We start from the raw sequence: 21,633 nt of genomic DNA on the forward strand, positions 1-21,633 counted from the left end.
GACGGCCGGGGCGGGGCGGTGCGGCCGGACGGTCGGACGCGGGCCGGGTCAGCGCCGGTTGGGGACCGGCAGGCCGAGGTGGTCGCGCAGCGTCGTCCCGGAGTACTCGGTGCGGAACACCCCGCGTTCCTGGAGCAGCGGCACCACCCGGTCGACGAACCCGTCGAGCCCGCCCGGGGTGAGGTGCGGGACGAGGATGAAGCCGTCCGCCGCGTCGCTCTGCACGTAGGTGTTGACCTGCTCGGCGATCGCCTCCGGGGTGCCGATGAAGGACTGCCGGCCGGTCACCTCGATCACCAGCTCGCGGCTGGTGAGCTTCTTCTCGGCGGCCACCGCGCGCCACTTGGCGGCGATCTCCAGCGGATCGCCGAGCGTGGTCCGGCCCTTGACGATGCCGGAGTCCGGGAGCGGGTCGACGGTGGGCAGCGGGCCGTCCGGGTCGTGGTCGGAGAGGTCGATGCCCCAGACCTGCTCCAGGTAGCCGATCGTGGTCGCCGGGCTGACCTGGGCGCGCCGGATCTCGGCGGCCCGCTCGACGGCGTCCGCCTGGGTGTCGCCCAGGACGTAGGTGACCCCGGGCATGATCTTGAGCTCGTCCGGCTTGCGCCCGTACGCGGCCAGCCGGCGCTTGACGTCGGCGTGGAACGCCTGGCCGGCGGTGAGGGTGTGGTGCCGGCTGAAGATGACGTCGGCCGTGGCGGCGGCGAACTCGCGGCCCTCGTCGGAGTCGCCGGCCTGGATGACGACCGGGTGCCCCTGCGGCGGGCGGGGCACCGAGAGGGTCCCCTCGACGTCGAACTGCGGGCCCTGGTGGCGGACGGTGCCGCCGTCCGTCGCGTCCCAGAACTCCCGGGCCAGCTGGACGAACTCGGCGGCCCGGGTGTACCGGTCGGCGCGGTCGAGGTAGCCGCCGCGGCGGAAGTTCTCGCCGGTGAAGGCGTCCGAGGAGGTCACCACGTTCCAGGCGGCCCGGCCGCCGGACAGGTGGTCCAGCGAGGCGAACCGGCGGGCCAGTTCGTAGGGCTCGTTGAAGGTGGCGTTGACGGTGGCGGCCAGCCCGAGGTGGGTGGTGACGGCGGCGAGCGCGCCCAGCACGGTGATCGACTCGGGGCGGCCGACCACGTCCAGGTCGTGGATGCGGCCCTTGACCTCGCGCAGCCGCAGGCCCTCGGCGAGGAAGAAGAAGTCGAACCGCCCGCGCTCGGCGGTCTCCGCGAGCCGGCGGAAGGAGCTGAAGTCGATCTGGCTGGCGGACGCGGGGTCGGTCCAGACGGTGGTGTTGTTGACGCCGGGGAAGTGCGCGGCGAGGTGGATCTGCTTGAGCGGGCGGTCCGTCATCGGGTCACCTCGGCGGGAGCGGCGGGGGCGGCGGCGTCGTTGCCGGCGGCGGGGGTGTGGGTGATGGTGGCGGCGACGGCGTAGCGGCCGGCCGGGCGGGCCAGGCCGAGGTGGTCGCGCAGGGTGCGGCCGCTGTACGCGGTGCGGAACAGGCCGCGCTCGCGCAGCGCCGGGACGACGCGGTCGGCGACGGCGGCGAGGTCACGGGCCGGGTCGGCGGGCACCAGGTGGAAGCCGTCCACTCCGCCGCCGCCCTCGGTCACCTCGGTGACCAGCGCGGATGCGGCGGCGTCGTCGGTGAGCGCGGCCGGGATCCTGGCCAGGATCCGCAGGGACTCGCCGCCGCGCAGCCGCAGTTCGGTGGCGGCGGTCAGCCGGGCGGCCCGGTCGGGGGCGTCCAGGAGGACGACGTCGGCGTACCGGACGGCCGTGTCGACCCGGGCGCGGCCCCCGGCGGTGGCGTCCGGGGCGAGGTCGGAGGCGGAGACCGTGACGGCGACGACCGGTCGGCCCTGCGGCGGACGCGGGGTGATCGAGGGTCCGCGGACCGAGAAGTGCGGGCCCTCGAAGTCGATGTAGTGCAGCTTCTCGCGGTCGATGAACCGGCCGGTGGCGGTGTCGCGGATCTCCGCGTCGTCCTCCCAGCTGTCCCAGAGCCGGGAGGCGACCTCGGCGGCGTCGGCCGCCTCGGCCCAGAGCTCGTCGGTCGGCGCGGTGCCCTTGCGGCCGAAGGCCTTCGCCTCGGCCTCGGTGTCGGAGACGCCGACCAGCCAGCCGGCGCGGCCCTCGCTCACCCAGTCCAGGGTGTTGACGGATATCGAGGTGTGGAACGGCTCGGTGTGGGTGGTGGTGACGGTCGGCACCAGGCCGAGGCCGCCGGTGACCGGGGCGAGCCTGGCGAAGGTGGCGAGCGCGTCGAGCCGGCGCGGCTCGGGGGTGTAGGAGTCGTCGAGGGTGACGAAGTCGAGGGTGGCCCGTTCGGCGAGGTGGGCGAGGGCGGTGAAGTGACCGGCGTCGACGTGGCCCGGACTGTCGAGGGCGGCGGAAAGATGCAGCTGGCGGGGCATGTGTGGCCTTGACTTTCCTCGTACGGAAGCGGTGCGTGCGGAGGCGGTGCGCCGGGCTGCGAGGTGCGCGGACGCGGTGCGTACGGACGCGTGGTGTGCCGTGCGGGCCCGCCGCGCGCGGGTTCGCGCGCGGTGCGGCCGGGCGGACGGCGGCATGCCCGGGTCACGGGCGGGACGGGAGGCGGTGCGGCCGGGGCGCGGCGGGGACGTCAGCGGCGCGGCGGCGGGGGGAACGCTCGGGTCAGGCGCAACACGCCGCGGACCACACGCGACCGAAGTCGATGTGGCTGCGGGTGACCAGCATGCGAGGGGCGTTCACCGCTTCAGTTGACCAGCGATCTTCCCGGTTCGTCAACCACCGTCTCACCGGGCGGCCTCCGGTACGAGACACGGGCGGTCTCCGGTACGGGGCACGGACGGGACCCGGTACGGGACACGCGAACGGCCCCGCCCCGCCACCCGGGGGAGCGGGTGGCGGGGCGGGGCCGTGAGCGGCGTCAGGTGGTTCCCGGCGTCAGGCCTTGGTGACGTCCTCGATCTCGTCGTCGTCCTCGCGACCGGGGGTCTTGAGGTCGAACTTGACGATCGCGAAGCGGAAGAGGAAGTAGTACAGGGCGGCGAACGCCAGGCCGAGCGGGATGATCATCCACGGGTCGGTGGCCTTGTTCCAGGCGAGCAGGTAGTCGATCAGACCGCCGGAGAAGGTGAAGCCGTCGTGCACCCCGAGCGCCCAGGTGAGGGCCATCGAGACGGCGGTGAGGAGCGCGTGGATGACGTACAGCAGCGGGGCGATGAAGACGAAGGAGAACTCGATCGGCTCGGTGACACCGGTGACGAAGGAGGTCAGCGCCAGGGACAGCATCATGCCGGTGACGGCCTTGCGGCGGTGCGGCTTGGCGGTGTGGGCGATGGCGAAGGCGGCGGCGGGCAGCGCGAACATCATGATCGGGTAGAAGCCCGACATGAACTGTCCGGCGGTGGGGTCGCCGGCGAAGAAGCGGGTCAGGTCGCCGTGCACGACGGTGCCGTCGGGCTTGGTGAAGTCACCGGTCTGGAACCAGGCGAAGGAGTTCACGAACTGGTGCATGCCGACCGGCAGCAGACCACGGTTGACCAGGCCGAAGGCGCCTGCGCCGAGCGCGCCGGCCCCGATCAGGGTGTCGTTCAGGCTCTTGATGGCGTCGCCGATCGGGCCCCAGGTCAGGGCGAAGAGGACACCGACGGCGGTGCCGACGAAGGCCATGATGATCGGGACGAGACGGCGGCCGTTGAAGAAGCCGAGCCAGTCGACCAGCTTGGTGCGGTGGTACTTCTGCCACAGCACGGCGCTGAGCAGACCGATCACGATGCCGCCGAGCACACCCGGGTTCTGGTAGGTCGGGGCGACCCACTTGCCGTCCGTGACGTGGCCCTCGGTGATCGGGAACGCGGTGAGCACGTTCTTGTAGACCAGGAAGCCGACCAGGGCGGCGAGGGCGGTCGAGCCGTCGGCCTTCTTGGCGAAGCCGATGGCGATGCCCACCGCGAAGAGCAGCGGCAGGTTGTCGAAGACACCGTTGCCGGCGGTGGCGAACACCGCGGCGACCTTGTCCCAGCCGAGGCCGTCCTTGCCGAAGACGTCGTCCTGGCCGAGGCGCAGGAGCAGACCGGCGGCCGGGAGCACGGCGATGGGCAGCTGGAGGCTGCGGCCGATCTTCTGCAGACCCTGGATCAGGTTCTGGCCGAACTTCTTGGTGGGGCTTGGCGTGGCCGGAGCCGCGGCGGGCGCCGGTGCCTGCGCAGACTGACTCATGGGGGTGGGTTCCTAACGGCAAGGGCGGGTCGGTCGGGGGACAGGCACAGGGGGCCGAACCGCGAACTGGTCTACACCACACGTGGTGTAGACCAGTTTTGTAGCACGGGTGGAGAAGGGGGGGAACCCCCGAAAGCGCTGCTGATGGGAAGCGCTATGAAATCGAAACCTACTTGCGGATCGACGATCATGATTACCCGCGGTGATTGGGATTTTGGCTATTTGCGCAACAAAAAGCCGGGACCCCCGGCAGGCCCGGCCCGCAGGGCCGTCGGAGGCCGGAGGGGAGGCCCCCCGGGAGCCCCGGGCGGCCCCGGACGCGGGGGAGGGGCGGGCGGGGGTCCGCCGGAGGACGGCGGGGGATGTGGCCGAGGTCGCGGCGGCCGGGGGAGCCGGGCCCGAGCCGGCCCGCCCCGGACGGTCGCGGCCCGGCGGGGCGCCGGTGTCATGTACCCCCCTCGCCGGGCACCCGGTAATCGTCGTCGGGATTGCTCCCCGGTCCGCCGCCGCGATCTCTTCGCGCAGGAAACCGGAGGCGAAACGGCAGGGCGGCGGTGGTGGCGGATTGTCCGGCGGTGGTTCTCGGCGGGTTGTGATCTTCCCCCCACCCGGACCGCTCCCACCCCCCGGCCGCGGTCCGCGGGCGCCGTGCCCGCCGGGCGGCCCCCTGCGGCCCACCCGTTGCCCTCCTGTGCGGGCCCCGTTGCCCGTCGACGCCCGCCCGCCGTGCCCGCCGGTGCTGTCCGGGTGCCGCCCGGGCGCAGGCCGGGCGGCAGTCGGGGCCGTGGTCCTGTCCCCGAATTTCCGGTCCCTGAATTGTCCGGAGTTTCGTGTCGGGACCAAAGACCCGCCCCGGATAAGCCGAAAGCCCCCGGACCGGTCGTCCGGGGGCTTTATCGGATAGCTCGTGGTGACGCTCGGTTTATGCCTTGGTCACGTCCTCGACCTCGTCGTCGTCCTCGCGTCCGGGCGTTTTCATGTTGAATTTCACGATGATGAACCGGAACAGCACGTAGTACACGACGGCGAAGCAGAGCCCGATCGGGATGATCATCCAGGGCTTGGTGGCCAGGCTCCAGTTGATCGCGTAGTCGATCAGGCCGGCCGAGAAGCTGAACCCGTCGTGTACCCCCAGCCCCCAGGTGACGGCCATCGACGCGCCCGTCAGCAGCGCGTGCACCGCGTACAGCGCCGGGGCGACGTAGGCGAAGGAGTACTCGATCGGCTCGGTCACGCCGGTGACGAAGGAGGTCAGACCGACCGAGAGCATCAGGCCGTAGATCTCCTTGCGCCGGTGCGGTTTGGCCGCGTGGGCCATCGCCAGGGCGGCGGCGGGCAGCGCGAACATCATGATGGGGAAGAAACCGGAGGTGAACTGGCCCGCCGTGGGGTCGCCGGCCAGGAAGCGCGGGATGTCGCCGTGGACGACGGCGCCGTCCGGTTTCGTGAAGTCGCCGAACTGGAACCAGACGAAGGTGTTCAGCAACTGGTGCATGCCGATCAGCAGCAGTGCGCGGTTGGCGAGGCCGAAGATGCCCGCGCCCCACGCGTCCAGGTCGGCGAGGGTCTGGCTGAAGTCGTTGAAGGCCCGGCCGATCGGCGGCCACGCCCAGACCGCGATGACGGCGACCACCATGCCGACCAGGGCGGTGATCATCGGCACCAGGCGGCGCCCGTTGAAGAAGCCCAGCCAGTCCACCAGTCTGGTGCGGTGGAAACGCACCCAGAGCCACGCCGACAGCAGACCGATCAGGATGCCGCCCAGCACGCCCGGGTTCTGGTAGGTCGCCGCGGCCGCCTTGGCGGAGGTGAAGTCCACGCACTGGTTGCCGACCAGCACGGTCGGCAGCTTGCAGTCCTCCGGGAAGGCGTGCAGGACCTGGTAGAAGACGAGGAAGCCGACCACGGCCGCCAGCGCGGTCGAGCCGTCCGCCTTCTTCGCCATGCCGATCGCGACGCCGATGCAGAACAGCATCGGCAGACCGAGCGAGGAGTCCAGCAGCGCGCCGCCCGCCGCCGCGAAGACCTTGGCGACGTTGTCCCAGCCCAGGCCGTCCTTGCCGAAGACGTCCGGCTGACCGAGCCGGTTGAGGATGCCGGCGGCCGGGAGCACCGCGACCGGGAGCTGGAGCGAGCGGCCCATCTTCTGGAGGCCGCCGTAGAAGGTGTGCCACCACGCGGTCTGCGGGGCTGTGGCGCCTGCCGAACTCATCCTTCGCCCTCCGAGAGCAGTTGCCGGCCGCGGGCCCCCGGGGGGACCTTCGGGCAGGGCCAGGAACACCCGGGGCTCTTCCTGCGTTCATCGGAGTACACATATATTGGTGTAGACCACTTCGGGACGCAGGCCGCGAGCACCGGGAGCACGAACCCCGCTGATCGTCATCCTCGGACGGCGGTCCGGGGCATGCGCGCCGGAATGGGCCAAAAGTGGACTAACGTGGCATATCGCTCCGGATCGGGTCATGCTGGTCGCGCTGCCGGGCAGCACGACACGGCATGACGCGGTACGACCGTCGGCTGACCTCGCGTCAGCACCGAACCGGACCCATCACCCCCCGACCTCCGGCCGGGGACGGCAGCACAGCGCACGACGGCACCCGGCAGAGCAGCCGACGGGCCGAGACAGAGGGAGAAAGCAATGGCCAGCAAGGCTGAGAAGATCGTCGCCGGTCTCGGCGGCATCGACAACATCGAAGAGGTCGAAGGCTGCATCACCCGCCTGCGCACCGAGGTCAAGGACGCCTCCCTCGTCGACGAGGCCGCGCTGAAGGCCGCCGGCGCCCACGGCGTCGTCAAGATGGGCACCGCGATCCAGGTCGTCATCGGCACCGACGCCGACCCGATCGCCGCCGACATCGAGGACATGATGTGAGCTGAGCCCACCAGGCTCACCACCCCCTCGGCCCGCCCGCCCCCGTGGCCGGCGGGCCGAGGCACGCCCGGACCCGGACGCGGCCCGGACGCACCCCGGGACACCGCCCGGACGCACCCCGGACACGGGCCGGACGGGCACGGCGCCACAGCCCCTCCGGGCGGCCCCCACCACCCGTTCGGACCCCCGCCACCGCCCGCCCCGGGCGCACCCGGGACTCCACGGGGCGTACCCGGACCACCCACCGAAACCGGCTACGCTCGGTGCCTATGTCACGCATCGACGGCCGCACCCCCGACCAGCTCCGCCCCGTCACCATCGAACGGGGCTGGAGCAAGCACGCCGAAGGCTCCGTCCTCATCTCCTACGGCGACACCAAGGTGCTGTGCACCGCCAGCGTCACCGAAGGCGTCCCGCGCTGGCGCAAGGGCAGCGGCGAAGGCTGGGTCACCGCCGAGTACTCAATGCTCCCCCGCGCCACCAACACCCGCGGCGACCGGGAGTCCGTCAAGGGGCGGCTCGGCGGACGCACCCACGAGATCAGCCGGCTCATCGGCCGCTCGCTGCGCGCCGTCGTCGACCACCGGGCGCTCGCCGAGAACACCATCGTCCTCGACTGCGACGTCCTCCAGGCCGACGGGGGCACCCGCACCGCCGCGATCACCGGCGCCTACGTCGCCCTCGTCGACGCCGTCGCCTGGGCGCGTGACAAGAAGATCCTCCGCGCCAAGGGCCAGCCGATCACCAGCGGCGTCAGCGCCGTCAGCGTCGGCATCATCGACGGCGTCCCGATGCTCGACCTCCCGTACGAGGAGGACGTCCGCGCCGAGACCGACATGAACATCGTCTGCACCTCCGACGGCCGCTTCGTCGAGGTCCAGGGCACCGCCGAGGGCGCCCCGTTCGACCGCGCACTGCTCGACCGGCTCCTCGACCTCGGCACCCTCGGCTGCGCCGAACTCGACGAGATCCAGCGCAAGGCCCTCGGCTCCCTCGAAGGCTGAGGTCTCGGTTCCGCTTCGGTTCCCGAAAACCCCCGGGCTCCGGCCTCGGTCGCTGTACAGGCCGGGTCCGGAGCCCGTACGGTTCCCGCAGCACCCGGTTGCGGGAACCGTGCACCCTCGGCGCGCGTCCTTCCCTTCCGGAAACCCGCGCACCGAGGAGGACCGGATGCCCCAGAGCATCGCCCGCCCCACCATGCTCGCCGTGGCCGGCCTGATCGCCATCCTCCCGCTCAGCGCCGTGAGTTGCGCGGCAGCCCAGAAGGCGCTCGACTGCGGCAACACCGCGGTCAAGATCACCGGTGACATCACCGAGGTCAGCAACGCCTACAGCAACGCCAGCAACGACGCGGCCGCCGCCGGGCAGGCGCTGCAGAAGCTCAAGAACGACCTCGACCAGCTCGGGAAGAACTCCAAGGACACCGACGTCTCCCAGGCCATCACCGACCTCTCCACCCAGGTCGACAAGGTCCAGCAGGCCGTCAACAACAAGCAGGTGCCGGACCTCAAGCCGCTCGGCGACGCCGCCTCGAACCTCACCAAGGTCTGCACCGGCTGACGTCCGGTTAGGGTGGTTTCATGACCACCCGACTCATCCTCGCCACCCGTAACCAGAACAAGGTCGTGGAGCTCCGCGACATCCTCGGCAGCGCCGGCCTGGACGTCGAACTGGTCGGCGCCGACGCCTACCCGGAGATCCCCGACGTCCGCGAGACCGGCGTCACCTTCGCGGAGAACGCGCTCCTCAAGGCCCACGCCCTCGCGCAGGCCACCGGCCTGCCCGCCGTCGCCGACGACTCCGGCCTCTGCGTCGACGTCCTCAACGGCGCCCCCGGCATCTTCTCCGCCCGCTGGGCGGGCAAGCACGGCGACGACCGCGCCAACCTCGACCTGCTGCTCGCCCAGCTCTCCGACATCGACGCGGTCCACCGCGGCGCCCACTTCTTCTGCGCCGCCGCCCTCGCCCTCCCCGACGGCACCGAGCGGGTCGTCGAGGGCCGCCTCCTCGGCACCCTCCGCACCGAGCCGTCCGGCGACGGCGGCTTCGGCTACGACCCGATCCTCCAGCCGCTCGGCGAGACCCGCACCTGCGCCGAACTGACGCCGGCGGAGAAGAACGCCATCAGCCACCGCGGCCACGCCTTCCGCGCCCTCGCCCCGGTGGTCCGGGACCTGTTGGGCTGAGTACGGCCGGGAGAACGACAATGTCCCGTTGACCTTCGATTCGAAGGTCAACGGGACATTCTGCTCGGTACGCCCGGTGGGACTCGAACCCACGACAATACGGACCTAAACCGTACCTCTCTAGCCAGCTGGAGTACGGGCGCATACCAGAGCTAGCCTACCGGCTCACTGTCCGGTGGGCCGCACCTTTCTGTCCGGCCTTCCGGCCGTTCCTTTCGCCGTGCGGCGCCCACACCCCCCGGAGCGGCCCGCTCCTTGTTCCGCCCGCAGTAGGTCGGCGTGATGGAGTGACAGTTCGGACAGAGCAGCCGGAGGTTCTCCCGCCTGTTGTCGAGCCAGTCGCCGTTGAGGTGGTCGACCTCCAGCGTCATCGGGAGCCCGAGCCAGACCGGGGGCGTGTCGCACATGTCGCAGCGATCCGGGTGCCCGAGGTGGACGAGCATGGCCCGGAGGCGGTCGCCGGGGATCCGGTGGCTTCCCGGTGGACGCCGGACGAGCAGTTCCTCGGCTCTCTTCCGCGGCCCCGTCCGTTGCCCCCTGTTGTGCGCCTGCCCGGTGAAGTGGCCGGTGTCGAGTCGGTGGAAGGCGATGCTCTCCCTGACCAGGGTGCGGGAGTTGCCGCCGTCCACCATGCCGAGCGCGAGTATGACGCCGCGGAAGCTCCGGTTGGTCGCGACGGCCTGTGTCAGGACCTCGCGGGGGATCGCTGCGGCCCTGCGGCCGCCGTCGCCCCGGAAGGTGAAGTGCGAGGTGTCGATGTCGAATTCGGCCAGTCGCTTCTTCAGGTACGAGTACAGGCTGTCGTAGGGCGTCACTCCCAGGTGCACCATCATCGCGTTGATGCTGTCACTGTTCGCAGCGGCCTCGGTCAGGGCTTCGCGCGAGTACCGGCGACGCCCGTAGTCCGGGCGGCCCTCGTTAAAGTGCGAGGTGTCGATCCCGTAGTGCCGCAGCCGCTTGCTCAGGTAGCTGTGCGTGCCACCCGCCATCGGTACGCCGAGCCGCCGCATCATGTCGTTGATGCTGGTCGACTCCGCGGCGACCGAGGCCAGCAGCTCGTGGGTGTATCTGGTGACCGGCATGGTGTTCCCCTTCGGGCGTGTGGGCCCGTCCCCCGTGTGGGCGAACGACCGGCCGGTCGTCCGGTCACGGGCTCACCACCAGTACGTGGGGTAGCGGCGGTTGCGGAGGCGGGCGGCGACGAGGCCGGTGAGGGTGAGGAGGGCGGCGGCGAGGGCCAGGAGCGGGAGGAAGTGGCGGGGGTCCGGGGAGGTGAGGGTGACGATGACGGCGGTCGCGGCGGCGGGGGAGTGCGGGGTGCGGGCGAGGGTCATGACGCCGAGGGCGAGGCCGCCGGCGATGGCGGCCGACCAGTAGGCGGGGGTGGTGAGGGCGAGGACGGCGTAGCCGGTGAGGGCGGAGAGCAGTTGGCCGCCGATGACGCTGCGGGGTTGGGCGAGGGGGAGGTCGGGGGCGCCGGCGATGAGGGCCATGGAGGCGGCGAGGGGTGGGATGAGCAGGGGGTGTTCGGTGAGGGTGCCGAGGGCGGCGAGGAGGAGGAGGGCGGTGACGGCGGTGGCCGTGGAGGCGAGGACGGCGGTGGTGGCGGGGCGGGCGGGGGCTCGGCTGGGGAGGGGCACGGCGGCGGCTTCCTAACGCTTGTCATTGACTTGTAGCGTTAGTTTGCTCGGCTTGGCTAGCGGATGGCAAGCCGCGTTACCGTTAGGTATGGGTATGGGCAGGGATGTGGTGGAGCACGGTGCGGTCGACGGGATGCCGGTCGACGGTGAGCACGTGGCACTGGACCTGGTGAACAGCACCTTCATCCGGGGCGGCCTGCGCGGCCACCTGGTGGACGTGCTGGTGGAGCCCGCGGGTCTGGCGGCCTGGGTGGAGCGGCATGCGGACGGGCTGGATCCGGCGAGCGCGCCGGCCGGGGAGCTGGGTCCGGCGGAGCTGGCGGCCTTCCGGGAGCTGCGGCGGGCGCTGCGGGCGGTGCTGACCGCGGTGGTGGCGGGCGGGCCGGCGGCGGAGCCGGACGTCGCGGTGGTGAACGAGGCGCTGCGGGCGGCTCCGGGGTGGGCGGAGCTGCCGCCGGGGGCGGTGGGGCGGGCGGTGCCGCGGAGTCTGGCGGGGGAGCGGGGGAGGGTGCTGCTGGCGCGGGTGGCGCAGGCGGCGGTGGAGTTGCTGACGGGGGAGCGGCGGGAGTCGGTGAAGGCGTGTCCGGCGCCGGGCTGCATCCTCTTCTTCCTGCAGCAGCACGCGCGGCGGGCGTGGTGTTCGACGTCCTGCGGGACGCGGGTGCGGGTGGCCCGGCACAGCCGCCGGCGTGCGGAGGAGTGAGCGCCGCGGCGATCCGGGACGTGGTCCGGAGGGGGACCTGGCTGACCGTCGACAATCAGCCGTTCGACCGGCGATGTTGGGGAATTGATTACCAATTGGTACAGACCTATTGACCTATGTGGTTCAGACCACATAGCTTCAGCGCCAATCTGCTTTCCCCCACTGTGCGTGCTCCCCCACAGGCACGCGCCGGCACTCTGCCCGGAGGACCGAGTGTTGATCCGATCCACGGCTGAGCGGCGTCCCACCGCTGCTCGCCGTTCCACGAGCCCGGCGGCCCGCGCCGGCCTGGCCTCGCTGGCTGCCGCCGCCATGGCCGGCCTGCTGGTGGCCACGCTGGGCGCGGCGCCCTCCCAGGCGTCCGCCACCGTCGACAACGCGGCCTGTCGTCCGGACGGTCAGTACGCCACGCCCGGCGTCGACGTTCCGTACTGCAGCGTCTACGACACCAACGGCCGCGAGAAGATGGGCGCCGATCACCAGCGCCGCATCATCGGCTACTTCACCGGCTGGCGTACCGGCAAGGACGGCACCCCGCCGTACCTGGTGAGCGACATCCCCTGGGACAAGGTCACCCACCTCAACTACGCCTTCGGCCACGTCGGTTCCGACAACAAGCTGTCGGTCGGCACGGACAACGACAAGAACGAGGCCACCGGGATCTCCTTCCCCGGCGTGCCCGGCGCGGAGCTGGACCCGTCGCTGCCCTACAAGGGTCACTTCAACCTGCTGACGAAGTACAAGAAGCAGTACCCGAACGTCAAGACCATGATCTCGGTCGGTGGTTGGACCGAGACCGGCGGGTACTTCGGGGACGACGGCAAGCGCGTCAACTCCGGCGGCTTCTACTCGATGACCGTCAACCCGGACGGCAGCGTCAACCAGGCGGGCATCGACTCCTTCGCCACCTCGGCCGTCGACTTCATCAAGAAGTACGGCTTCAACGGCGTCGACGTCGACTACGAGTACCCGACCTCGATGAAGGACGCGGGCAACCCGCTGGACTGGCAGCTCGCCAACAGCAAGCGCGGTTCGCTGGCCAAGGGCTACGCCGCCCTGATGAAGACGCTCCGCGAGAAGCTGGACCGGGCGGGCGCCACCGACGGCAAGCACTACCTGCTCTCGGTCGCGGCCCCGTCGTCCGGCTACCTGCTGCGCGGCATGGAGACGTTCCAGATCGCGCAGTACCTGGACTACGTCAACATCATGTCGTACGACCTGCACGGCGCCTGGAACAAGTACGTCGGCCCGAACGCCTCGCTGTTCGACGACGGCAAGGACGGCGAGCTGGCGGCGGCCAACGTCTACGGCACCGGCCAGTACGGCGGCATCGGTTACCTCAACACCGACTGGTCGTACCACTACTTCCGCGGCGCGATGCCCGGCGGCCGGATCAACGTCGGTCTGCCGTACTACACCCGCGGTTTCAAGAACGTGGTCGGCGGCACCAACGGCCTCTGGGGCACCGCCTCGGCGACCACCTGCCCGGTCGGATCCGGCCTGACCGCGTGCGGTGACGGCGCGGTCGGCATCGACAACATCTGGAACGACAAGGACGACGCGGGCAAGGAGTCCCCGGCCGGGTCGAACCCGATGTGGCACGCCAAGAACCTGGAGAAGGGCATCCTGCCCGACTACCTCTCCAAGTACGGCGTGAAGGACACCGCGCTGACGGGCACCTACGCCCGCAACTACAGCTCCGCCCTGGTGGCGCCGTGGCTGTGGAACGACGCCAAGAAGGTGTTCCTCTCCACCGAGGACGAGCAGTCGGTGGGCGCCAAGGCCGACTACATCGTCAACCAGGGCGCCGGCGGCGCGATGATCTGGGAGCTGGCCGGCGACTACAAGTGGGACGCGGCCGCGAACGGCGGCAAGGGCCAGTACGTCCCGGGCAACACGCTCACCTCGCTGATGTACGACAAGTTCAAGGCGGCCTCGCCGTACGGCGCGATCCGCTCGACGACGGCGCTGCCGCAGCAGACCCTGCCGATCGACGTGTCGTTCACCAACTTCGCGCTGGGTGACTCGAACTACCCGATCAACCCGAAGATCCACATCGTCAACAACTCGACGCTGACCCTGCCGGGCGGCACCGAGTTCCAGTTCGACTACAGCAACTCGGCCCCGGGCAACGCCAAGGACCAGTCCGGCTTCGGTCTGACGGTCATCAAGCAGGACCACACCGGGTCGGGCAACGTGGGCGGCCTCAAGGGCACCTACAACCGCGTGTCGGTCAAGCTGCCGGGCTGGCAGTCGCTGGCGCCGGGTGCGTCGATCGACATGGACTTCACCTACTACCTGCCGGTCTCGACCCCGTCCAACTGGACGGTCAACGTGGGCGGCACGCTGTACGGCCTCAAGGGTGACCTGACCCGCGGCGCGGTGAACGGCGGCACGCCGACCCCGACCGTGACGCCCACCGTGACCCCGACCGTCACCCCGACCGTGACGCCCACCGTGACCCCGACCGTCACCCCCACGGTGACGCCGACCGTCACGCCCACCGTCACGCCGACCGTGACCCCGACCACCGGCACCTGCGCCGCTGCGCCGAGCTGGGACGCGGCCACCACCTACGCGACGCCGACCAAGGTGTCGTGGAAGGGCCACTACTACCAGAACAAGTGGTGGACCAAGGGCGACGACCCCGCCGCCAGCGGCGCGTGGGGAGTCTGGAGCGACCTCGGGGCCTGCTGATGACAGCGGTCTCCTGAGGTGAGAGACGGCGGTGGCGGTGCACCCGGTCGGGGGGTGCGCCGCCACCGCTGCGTCGTGCCCGGGGGCGCCCCGGGGCCCGGCCCCCGGCCGCTACTTCTCGATGTCGCCGCGCATCCCGGCGAAGAGGGCCGCGGCCTCGGCGGGGGTGCTCTTCGGGAACAGGGCCACGCCCGCCGTGGAGGCGTCGGACCAGCCGCAGAGGACGTCGGTGGTGGGTGCCGCCGGAAGCTGCAGGCACTCCAGCGAGCCGCCGAGCGGGCCGGCCGCGTACGGGACGCCGGAGGTCGGGTCGCCGGTGGAGCCGTGCTGCTGGGCGTAGTCGATCAGACCGCGCCAGAGGTGCTCGCGGCGCTTGGCCGGGTCCTCGGGGACGTTGTCGACGGCGACCAGCAGGATCCGGCGGCCGGAGGTCTGTCCGGCGCGGTCGTAGTTCGCGACCACCAGGTGCATGCCGTCGCGCATCTCGCCCGGGTCGACGGGGACGTCGGAGACGGCGTCGGGGCCGGTGGTCCTGGCCAGTCCGCCGGCCGTCCGGGCCTCGACGACCTGGCGCTTGCCGGTCGGCGAGGTCGGCGCGGTCGGCGCGGTCGGCTTGGCGGAGGCCGAGGACGGCGCGGCGGTGGTCGGCGGCGCGGTGGGCCGAGCGGTGGTCGACGCGGTCGGAGCGGCGGGCTGCCCGGCAGGCGGGGTGCTCACGGGCTCGGTGGTCGGCCGGGTGGGCGGCGGCGGCACGGCACTGTCGTCGTTCTCCGGTCCGCAGGCGCTCAGTGCGAGGACGGCGGCGACCACGCCGACGACGGCGAGGCGGGTGACGGAACCGGATCTGGCGCTCTGCACGGCTCACTCCAGGGGCGTGGCGGGACCCGGGCGGCGGGCCCGGTGAGCAGCACGCTAGGGCCCGCCGCGGACCGCCCGACAGGGCCTTCGCGGAGTGGGGACAGCACCGGGACGAGGCGGTGACGAAGCGGGCCCCGCCGCGTCCCGGTGCGGTGCGCGGTCTCAGGCGGTCTCGACCTTGAGGTCGCGCAGCAGCTTGGCCACGTGGCCGGTCGCCTTGACGTTGTACAGGGCGTGCTCGACCTTGCCGTGCTCGTCGACGATCACGGTGGAGCGGATCACGCCGGTCACGGTCTTGCCGTACAGCTTCTTCTCGCCGAACGCGCCGTACGCCTCCAGGACCTTCTTCTCCGGGTCGGAGAGCAGGGTGACCTTGAGGTCCTCGGCCTCGCGGAACTTGCCGAGCTTCTCCGGCTTGTCCGGCGAGATGCCGATGACGTCGTACCCCGCGCCGGCGAAGACCTCCAGGTTGTCCGTGAAGTCGCACGCCTGCTTGGTGCAGCCGGGGGTGAGCGCGGCGGGGTAGAAGTAGACGATCACCTTGCGGCCGAGGTGGCCGGCGAGGGACACCTCGTTGCCGTCGGCGTCGGACAGGGTGAAGGCGGGCGCGGTGTCGCCGGGCTGGAGACGCTCACTCACGGGGTTTCTCCTGGTGCTGGACGGGCGGTCGTACCACGGCCAACTTACCCCCGTTGGTGGGTGGGGCCGCGCGGGGCCGCCCGTCAGCTGACACACTGGGTCAGTCGTAGGAGCAGGACAACATCAGTGAATGGGGTGGCCCGAGTGGGCGAGGCGAGCAGTACGGACAAGTCGGTGCGGACGACCGCTCAGATCGAGGCGGACATCTCCCGGACCCGCACCCAGCTGGCGGAGACCCTGGACGAGCTCGCCATGCGGGTCCACCCGACCACCATCTCCGCCCAGGTGAAGGCGAAGGCCGTGGCCACGGTCGAGGAGAAGGCCGGCCGGGCGTACGTGGCGGCCAGCGGGCTGGTCGAGCAGGCCCGGGCGCAGTTCGTGGACGAGAAGGGCCGGCCGCGCAAGGAGCGGATCGTCCCGGCCGCGCTGGTCGGCGTCGGCCTGGTGCTGCTGGTCGCCTCGGCCCGCAAGCGCCGCAAGGGCTGAGCGGGGCCGGGAGGCCGATCGACGTGGGCCGGGCACGGTTGTGCCCGGCCTCCCGCTTGTCGGGCTGCCGGCTGCCGGGCCGACCTCACACGGCGCGCCCGGGAGCGGTACCTTCGGGATCGTGAGTACGAACGACGAACCGACCCAGCTGTCCCGTTCCGCCGTGAGCGACGTGCCGCGTCACGACCGGCTGGGCGAGAAGCTGCCGATCAAGATGCTGCACGACCGGGTGCTGGTGAAGACCGAGATCGGCGAGGGCGAGCGGCGCTCGACCGGCGGCATCCTCATCCCGGCCACCGCGGAGCTGTCCAAGCGCTGCGCGTGGGCGGAGGCCGTCGCGGTGGGGCAGAGCGTCCGCTCGGTGGAGCCGGGGGACCGGGTGCTGTACGACCCGGAGGACAAGCTGGAGGTCGAGGTGCGCGGCGCGACCTACGTGCTGCTGCGCGAGCGGGACCTGCACGCGGTGGCCGCGATGCGTTTCGGCGACACCGAGGGATCGACCGGGCTGTACCTGTGAACCCCTGACCTGCGAACTTCTGACGCGAAGCCCCTGACGAGGAGCACCCGACGCGGAGCCCCTGACGCGGGGTCCGCGGCGCGGAGCCCCTGACGCGGGGCTCCCGGCGGGCCGTCACGCCGTGGGCGTGGCGGCCCGCCGTGCTGTTCGGGGCCGGTTCCGGCCGGAGGGGAGTCGGCCGGAGGAGCGGCCCGTCAGGCGGGCGGCCGGTCGGCGGGCGGCGGGGTGTCGGGCTGGGGCCGGCCGGTCGTGGTGGGGGGACGTCCGGTCGCGGGCGGCGCGGTCGTGGCCGGCCCCTGGGTGGGCGGTGTGGTCGGTTTGGGCTGCTCGGTGGGCCGGTCCGTGGTGGGCCGGGCGGTCGGCGAGGACTGTGACGGCTCGGGTTCCCGGGTGGTCGGGGTGATCATGGTCGGCTGGGCGGGTTCGGTGGTGGGCTGCTCGGGTTCCTCCGTCGGCCGGGTGGTGGCGGTGGGCCGCTTGGGAGGGGTGGGCACGGACTGTCCGGGGCCGGTGCCGCCCGCGCCGCCGGTGCCGCCGCTTCCGCCCGTGGTGTCGGCCCCACCGGTCCCACCGGCCCCACCGGTCCGGCCGGGTGCGGTGTCGGCGGAGGGCGACGGCGAGGCCGAGGCCGAGGGGGCGGTGAAGGTGGGGGTCGGGCTGCCGGTGGGCCTGGTGTTGCCGCCGCTGGGCCGGAGGTCGAAGGACTGGACGACGGTGCCGTCCAGGACCTCGCTCATGTAGGCGGTCCAGATCTCGGTGGGGAAGGCGCCGCCGTTGATCCGGGTGTAGCCGGCGGTGCCGGCCAGGGGTTCCTTGGCGTGGGTCTTCGGGTTCTCCCGGAAGAGGCCGACGGTGGTGGCGAGTTCGGGGGTGTACCCGGCGAACCAGGCGGACAGGTTGGAGTCGGTGGTGCCGGTCTTGCCGGCGGCGGGCCGGCCGAGGTCGAGGGCGGCGGCGCCGGTGCCGCGCGGGCTGACGACGTCGCGCAGGACGTCGGTGACGGCGTCGGCGGTGCCCCGGTCGACCGCCGTGGTGGGTGCGTGCTCCGGCATCCTGGGGACGTCGACGGAGCCGGAGCCGGCGTTGACGCGTTCGAGGGCGCTCACCGACCAGGGGGTGTACGCCTCGCCGTGGTTGGCGAGGGCGGCGTAGACGCCGGCCAGGTCGAGGGCGCTGGGGGTGGCGGTGCCGAGGGTCATCGAGGTGTTGGCGGGGTCCAGGCCGGGGACGTCGTCGGGGATGCCGAGTCGCAGGGCGGTGTCCCGGACGTGGGCGAGTCCGGCGTCGACGCCTTCCTGCGCGTACACCGAGTTGACGGACTTGACCATGGCCTGGCGCAGGCTGATGGAGCCGTAGTCGATGTCGTCCTCGTTGGGCGGCGCGTACGGGGTGGGGCCGTCGGTGACGGGGCGTTCGCTGGTGCCGTCGTAGTGGGTCTCGGTGGTGATGGGGAGCCCGTCGTCGCTGCTGCGGCCGGAGGTGAGGCCGGCGGCGAGGTCGATGGGCTTGAAGGTGGAGCCGATCTGGTTGTCCTGGCGCAGCGCGTCGTTGTAGGGCTGTTTGGCGTAGTCGGGCCCGCCGTAGGCGGCGACGACGCGGCCGGTCCCGGGTTCGACGGAGGCGCCGGCGACCCGGACGTCGGTGTCGGTGTCGGGTCGGGCGGTGGGGTCGAGCTCGTCGGTGAGCTGTTCCTGGACGGCCCGCGCGAAGGCGTCCTGCTTCTCCTGGTCGAAGGTGGTGGTGATGCGCCAGCCGCCGGCCTTGAGGGTGGGGGTGTCGATGATGCGGTGGGAGATCAGGTAGTTGTCGGCGACGCCGACGAGGTAGCCGGCCTGGCCGCGGAGTCCGCTGGTGGGCTGGGGGTCGACCGGGTCGGGGAAGGCGACGGCGGCGCGGTCGACGGCGGTGAGGAAGCCGAGCTGGACCATGCCGTCGAGGGTGTAGTGCCAGCGGGCGACGGCCCTCTCGCGGTTGGCGGGGGTGGCGGTCTTGACGTCGTAGGCGCTGGGTGCCTGGAGCAGGGCGGCGAGGTAGGCGCTCTGGGGGAGGGTGAGCTGGGAGACGTCGACGCCGTAGTAGGCGCGGGCGGCGCTCTGGATGCCGTAGGCGCCGCGGCCGAAGTAGCTGGTGTTGAGGTAGCCGGTGAGGATCTCGTCCTTGTCGCGCTGCTGGTCGACCTTGAGGGCGATGAAGAGTTCGCGGCCCTTGCGTTCGATGGTCTGGGTCTGGGTGAGGTAGTAGTTCTTGACGTACTGCTGGGTGATGGTGGAGCCGCCCTGCATGCCCTTGCCGGTGAGGGTGTTCCAGCCGGCCCGGACCATGCCCTTCAGGTCGATGCCCCGGTTCTGGTAGAAGGTGCGGTCCTCGGCGGAGACGACGGCGTGCCGGGTGTCGACGGGGATCTGTTCGATCGTCACGTCGGTGCGGTTGACGGCTCCGGTGCGGGCGATCTCGGTGACGCCGTCGGCGTAGAGGTAGATGTTGCTCTGGGCGACGGCGTGGGCGTTGGGGTCGGGCACGGGGACGATGACGTAGAGCACGGCGAAGGCGCCGACGGCGAGCAGCAGGACGGCGGTGAGGGCGCCGAGGATGACCCGCCAGGTGGGCAGGAGCCGCCGCCAGAACGGCAGGGCGCGGCGGGCCTCGCGGCGGGCGGCCCGTCTGGCCTGGCGGCGGGTGCTCAGGGTCATGCCGAGATTATGTGCTATTTGATCGTCGATCAGGTGCTGACCGGGCGTCGGTCGGGTGCCGGAAAAACCGGGTGCGGCGGGTAGTTCGCGGCGGTACGGTGAAAGGTGCAAGCCATATGGCGCACCTGGTTCCGGCGTACGTGTTCCGCGTTCCGGCCCGGTGCGGTTCCGGTCGAGCTCCGCCGCCCGGCCCGGTACCCCCGGGGGACGGTGGTCGGGGCGGGTTCGGCGTGCGCCGGTGCGGTTCGGCACCGCCCTGCGCTCTGATTTGTCGACAAGGAGACAATATGCAGAAGGCTGTTCCCGTGGCGCCCCGCGCCACCCACCCGCCCGATCCCGACGGCACCCCCGCGGGCGGCGCGGCGCGCCTCTACACGGCGATCGCCCGCGGCGCGTTCCGCCGCTTCTCCACCTACCGCGCCGCCACGCTGGCCGGCGCCTTCACCAACACCGTCTTCGGCTTCATCCTCGCCTACACCTTCCTCGCCCTCTGGCAGGCCCGGCCCGGCCTCGGCGGCTACGACCAGAGCGCCGCCGTCACCTACATCTGGGTCAGCCAGGCGCTGCTGGTCACGGTCGCCGTCTGGGGCGGCGGCTTCCAGGACGACGTCCAGGAGCGGTTCCGCAGCGGCGACATCGCCGTCGACCTGTACCGTCCGGTGGACTTCCAGGGCTGGTGGCTGGCCACGGACCTCGGCCGGGCCGCCTTCCACCTGCTCGCCCGCGGCGTCCCGCCGCTGCTGGCCGGCGCCCTGGTCTTCCACACCCGGATGCCCGAGGCCCCGCTGACCTGGGTGTTCTTCCTGATCTCGGTCCTGCTCGCGGTGGTGGTCAGCTTCGGGCTGAGGTTCCTCGTCTCGCTCACCGGCTTCTGGCTGCACGACTCCGAAGGGGTGCGCGCGGTGATGCTGGTGGTGGCGATGTTCTTCTCCGGGATGCTGCTGCCGATCGGGCTCTTCCCCGGAGTGCTCGGCGAGGTCGCCCCCGTGCTGCCCTGGGCCGCGCTGGTACAGGTGCCGACCGACGTCTTCCTGGAACGGTCGACCGGTACCGGCCTGCTCGGCGCGTTCGGCTTCCAGCTGGCCTGGGCGCTGGTGCTGCTCGCGGCCGGCCGGCTGTTCCAGCTGCTCGCGACCCGCAAGGTGGTGGTCCAGGGTGGCTGAGCCGACCACGTCCCTCCCGGGCGCCGCGGCCACGGACACCGTGATCCGGGAGGCAGTGACCCGGGGTGCCGACCTCGGCGACGTCACCCGCGACACCCCGGCCGCCCGTACGGCGTGGGCGCTGCGCTCCTGGTGGCTCACCGCCGCCATGTGGACCAAGGCGATCATGTCCTACCGGGCGTCCTTCGTCCTGATGCTCGGCGCCAACGTCGTGGTCACCTTCCTCGACTTCGCCGTGGTGATCCTGATGTTCCGGCACACCGACACGCTCGGCGGCTGGACCCTGGCCGAACTCGGCTTCCTCTACGGCACGTCCACGCTCGCCCTCGGCCTGGCCAACCTGTTCGTCGGCTCCATCGACGCGCTCGGCGAGCGGATCCGGGCCGGCACGCTGGACACCATGCTGGTCCGGCCCGCGCCCGCGCTGGCCCAGCTCTGCGCCGAGCGGTTCTCGCTGCGCCGGCTCGGCCGGCCGCTCCAGGCGGTGGCGGTGCTCGGCTGGGCGGTGGCCGCGCTGGACGTCCACTGGACCTGGGACCGGATCCTGCTGGTGCCCGTCCTGCTGATCTGCGGCACCCTCATCTTCGCGGCCGTCTTCATCGGCTTCGCCAGCCTCCAGTTCTGGTGGGGCGAGGCCAAGGAGCTGCAGAACTCCTTCACCTACGGCGGCGCCACCCTGCTGCACTACCCGCCGACGATCTTCGCCAAGGAGCTCGTCGCCGGTGTCGTCTTCGGCGTGCCGCTGGCCTTCGTCAACTGGCTGCCCGCGTTGCGGATCCTCGACAAGCCCGATCCGCTCGGCCTGCCGACCGCCTTCCAGTTCGCCTCCCCGCTGGCCGCCGCGCTCGGCCTGGCCGCCGCCGGGCTCGCCTGGCGGGCGGGCCTGCGCGCCTACCGCGGCGCCGGCAGCTGAACCAGGCCGCCGGACCGGGCAGTCGATCCCGTCGGCCGTACGCGCCGTACGCGCCGTACGCGCCGGGCCCGG

Annotated in this window: 19 protein-coding genes and 1 tRNA gene; 10 read left to right on the plus strand and 10 right to left on the minus strand. The window is 71.8% G+C overall.

The genetic code is table 11. The features are described from left to right. Positions 1-48 precede the first annotated feature (48 nt). The 4 genes from ABZY91_RS02290 to ABZY91_RS02305 all read right to left on the minus strand — a co-directional run bounded on the left by ABZY91_RS02290 (position 49) and on the right by ABZY91_RS02305 (position 6,409). The gene (locus tag ABZY91_RS02290) at positions 49-1,338 is read right to left on the minus strand and encodes an LLM class flavin-dependent oxidoreductase (protein ID WP_329952481.1); all 1,290 of its coding nucleotides are present in this window, start codon (positions 1,336-1,338) and stop codon (positions 49-51) included. After that, positions 1,335-2,405, minus strand: a complete 1,071-nt coding sequence (locus tag ABZY91_RS02295; RefSeq protein ID WP_355399170.1) for an LLM class flavin-dependent oxidoreductase — start codon at positions 2,403-2,405, stop codon at positions 1,335-1,337. The genes ABZY91_RS02290 and ABZY91_RS02295 overlap by 4 nt, the downstream gene beginning before the upstream one ends. 514 nt (positions 2,406-2,919) lie before the next feature. Next, a complete protein-coding gene (locus ABZY91_RS02300) occupies positions 2,920-4,197 on the minus strand; it encodes a PTS transporter subunit EIIC (protein ID WP_329883631.1) in 1,278 nt (425 codons plus the stop codon). A gap of 922 nt (positions 4,198-5,119) precedes the next feature. Then, on the minus strand, positions 5,120-6,409 hold the full coding sequence (locus tag ABZY91_RS02305; RefSeq protein ID WP_329952479.1) for a PTS transporter subunit EIIC: 1,290 nt from the start codon (positions 6,407-6,409) through the stop codon (positions 5,120-5,122). 426 nt (positions 6,410-6,835) lie between these two features. On the opposite strand from ABZY91_RS02305, the gene ABZY91_RS02310 reads away from it, so the two are divergent. The 4 genes from ABZY91_RS02310 to rdgB all read left to right on the plus strand — a co-directional run bounded on the left by ABZY91_RS02310 (position 6,836) and on the right by rdgB (position 9,255). Continuing rightward, a complete protein-coding gene (locus ABZY91_RS02310) occupies positions 6,836-7,069 on the plus strand; it encodes a PTS glucose/sucrose transporter subunit IIB (RefSeq protein ID WP_030060521.1) in 234 nt (77 codons plus the stop codon). A gap of 269 nt (positions 7,070-7,338) precedes the next feature. Continuing rightward, positions 7,339-8,073 (plus strand): ribonuclease PH, encoded by a 735-nt coding sequence (rph, locus tag ABZY91_RS02315; protein WP_329952478.1) that lies wholly within the window; start codon positions 7,339-7,341, stop codon positions 8,071-8,073. 166 nt (positions 8,074-8,239) lie between these two features. Continuing rightward, entirely contained in the window at positions 8,240-8,629 is a 390-nt protein-coding gene (locus ABZY91_RS02320) for a hypothetical protein (protein WP_329883635.1), read from the plus strand. 20 nt (positions 8,630-8,649) lie between these two features. Next, a complete protein-coding gene (gene rdgB, locus ABZY91_RS02325; protein ID WP_355399174.1) occupies positions 8,650-9,255 on the plus strand; it encodes an RdgB/HAM1 family non-canonical purine NTP pyrophosphatase in 606 nt (201 codons plus the stop codon). A 68-nt stretch (positions 9,256-9,323) separates the two neighbouring features. Here rdgB and ABZY91_RS02330 read toward each other — a convergent pair. From ABZY91_RS02330 to ABZY91_RS02340, 3 genes are all read right to left on the minus strand, one after another. After that, positions 9,324-9,398 (minus strand) — tRNA-Leu (locus ABZY91_RS02330). A gap of 9 nt (positions 9,399-9,407) precedes the next feature. Further along, a complete protein-coding gene (locus tag ABZY91_RS02335; protein ID WP_355399176.1) occupies positions 9,408-10,337 on the minus strand; it encodes an HNH endonuclease in 930 nt (309 codons plus the stop codon). A gap of 72 nt (positions 10,338-10,409) precedes the next feature. Beyond that, complete coding sequence (locus ABZY91_RS02340; RefSeq protein ID WP_355399178.1) at positions 10,410-10,895, minus strand: HPP family protein; 486 nt, start codon at positions 10,893-10,895, stop codon at positions 10,410-10,412. A gap of 94 nt (positions 10,896-10,989) precedes the next feature. Between ABZY91_RS02340 and ABZY91_RS02345 the strand changes: the two genes are divergently transcribed. Continuing rightward, on the plus strand, positions 10,990-11,598 hold the full coding sequence (locus ABZY91_RS02345) for an ABATE domain-containing protein (RefSeq protein WP_355399180.1): 609 nt from the start codon (positions 10,990-10,992) through the stop codon (positions 11,596-11,598). A 312-nt stretch (positions 11,599-11,910) separates the two neighbouring features. Continuing rightward, complete coding sequence (locus tag ABZY91_RS02350; protein WP_329952528.1) at positions 11,911-14,295, plus strand: chitinase C-terminal domain-containing protein; 2,385 nt, start codon at positions 11,911-11,913, stop codon at positions 14,293-14,295. 111 nt (positions 14,296-14,406) lie between these two features. On the opposite strand, the gene ABZY91_RS02355 is transcribed toward ABZY91_RS02350, so the two are convergent. Both ABZY91_RS02355 and bcp read right to left on the minus strand, forming a co-directional pair. Then, on the minus strand, positions 14,407-15,153 hold the full coding sequence (locus ABZY91_RS02355) for a hypothetical protein (RefSeq protein ID WP_355399182.1): 747 nt from the start codon (positions 15,151-15,153) through the stop codon (positions 14,407-14,409). A gap of 162 nt (positions 15,154-15,315) precedes the next feature. Beyond that, complete coding sequence (bcp, locus tag ABZY91_RS02360) at positions 15,316-15,792, minus strand: thioredoxin-dependent thiol peroxidase (RefSeq protein WP_329883641.1); 477 nt, start codon at positions 15,790-15,792, stop codon at positions 15,316-15,318. Positions 15,793-15,966: 174 nt separating this feature from the next. On the opposite strand from bcp, the gene ABZY91_RS02365 reads away from it, so the two are divergent. Continuing rightward, on the plus strand, positions 15,967-16,278 hold the full coding sequence (locus ABZY91_RS02365) for a DUF3618 domain-containing protein (protein WP_329883643.1): 312 nt from the start codon (positions 15,967-15,969) through the stop codon (positions 16,276-16,278). 214 nt (positions 16,279-16,492) lie between these two features. Next, the gene (locus tag ABZY91_RS02370) at positions 16,493-16,795 is read left to right on the plus strand and encodes a co-chaperone GroES (protein ID WP_329883752.1); all 303 of its coding nucleotides are present in this window, start codon (positions 16,493-16,495) and stop codon (positions 16,793-16,795) included. Between the two features lie 194 nt (positions 16,796-16,989). On the opposite strand, the gene ABZY91_RS02375 is transcribed toward ABZY91_RS02370, so the two are convergent. After that, positions 16,990-19,485 (minus strand): transglycosylase domain-containing protein, encoded by a 2,496-nt coding sequence (locus ABZY91_RS02375; protein ID WP_355399185.1) that lies wholly within the window; start codon positions 19,483-19,485, stop codon positions 16,990-16,992. Positions 19,486-19,772: 287 nt separating this feature from the next. On the opposite strand from ABZY91_RS02375, the gene ABZY91_RS02380 reads away from it, so the two are divergent. Continuing rightward, positions 19,773-20,648 carry an ABC-2 family transporter protein gene (locus ABZY91_RS02380; protein ID WP_355399187.1) on the plus strand — a complete coding sequence of 292 codons (876 nt, stop codon included), beginning with the start codon at positions 19,773-19,775 and terminating at the stop codon, positions 20,646-20,648. After that, positions 20,641-21,561, plus strand: coding sequence for an ABC transporter permease (locus ABZY91_RS02385; protein ID WP_329952473.1), 921 nt, complete (start codon positions 20,641-20,643; stop codon positions 21,559-21,561). Before ABZY91_RS02380 ends, ABZY91_RS02385 begins: the two co-directional genes overlap by 8 nt. Positions 21,562-21,633 lie beyond the last annotated feature (72 nt).

Origin of the sequence: Kitasatospora sp. NPDC002965, assembly GCF_040611255.1 — a bacterium.
Classification (GTDB): Bacteria; Actinomycetota; Actinomycetes; order Streptomycetales; family Streptomycetaceae; genus Kitasatospora.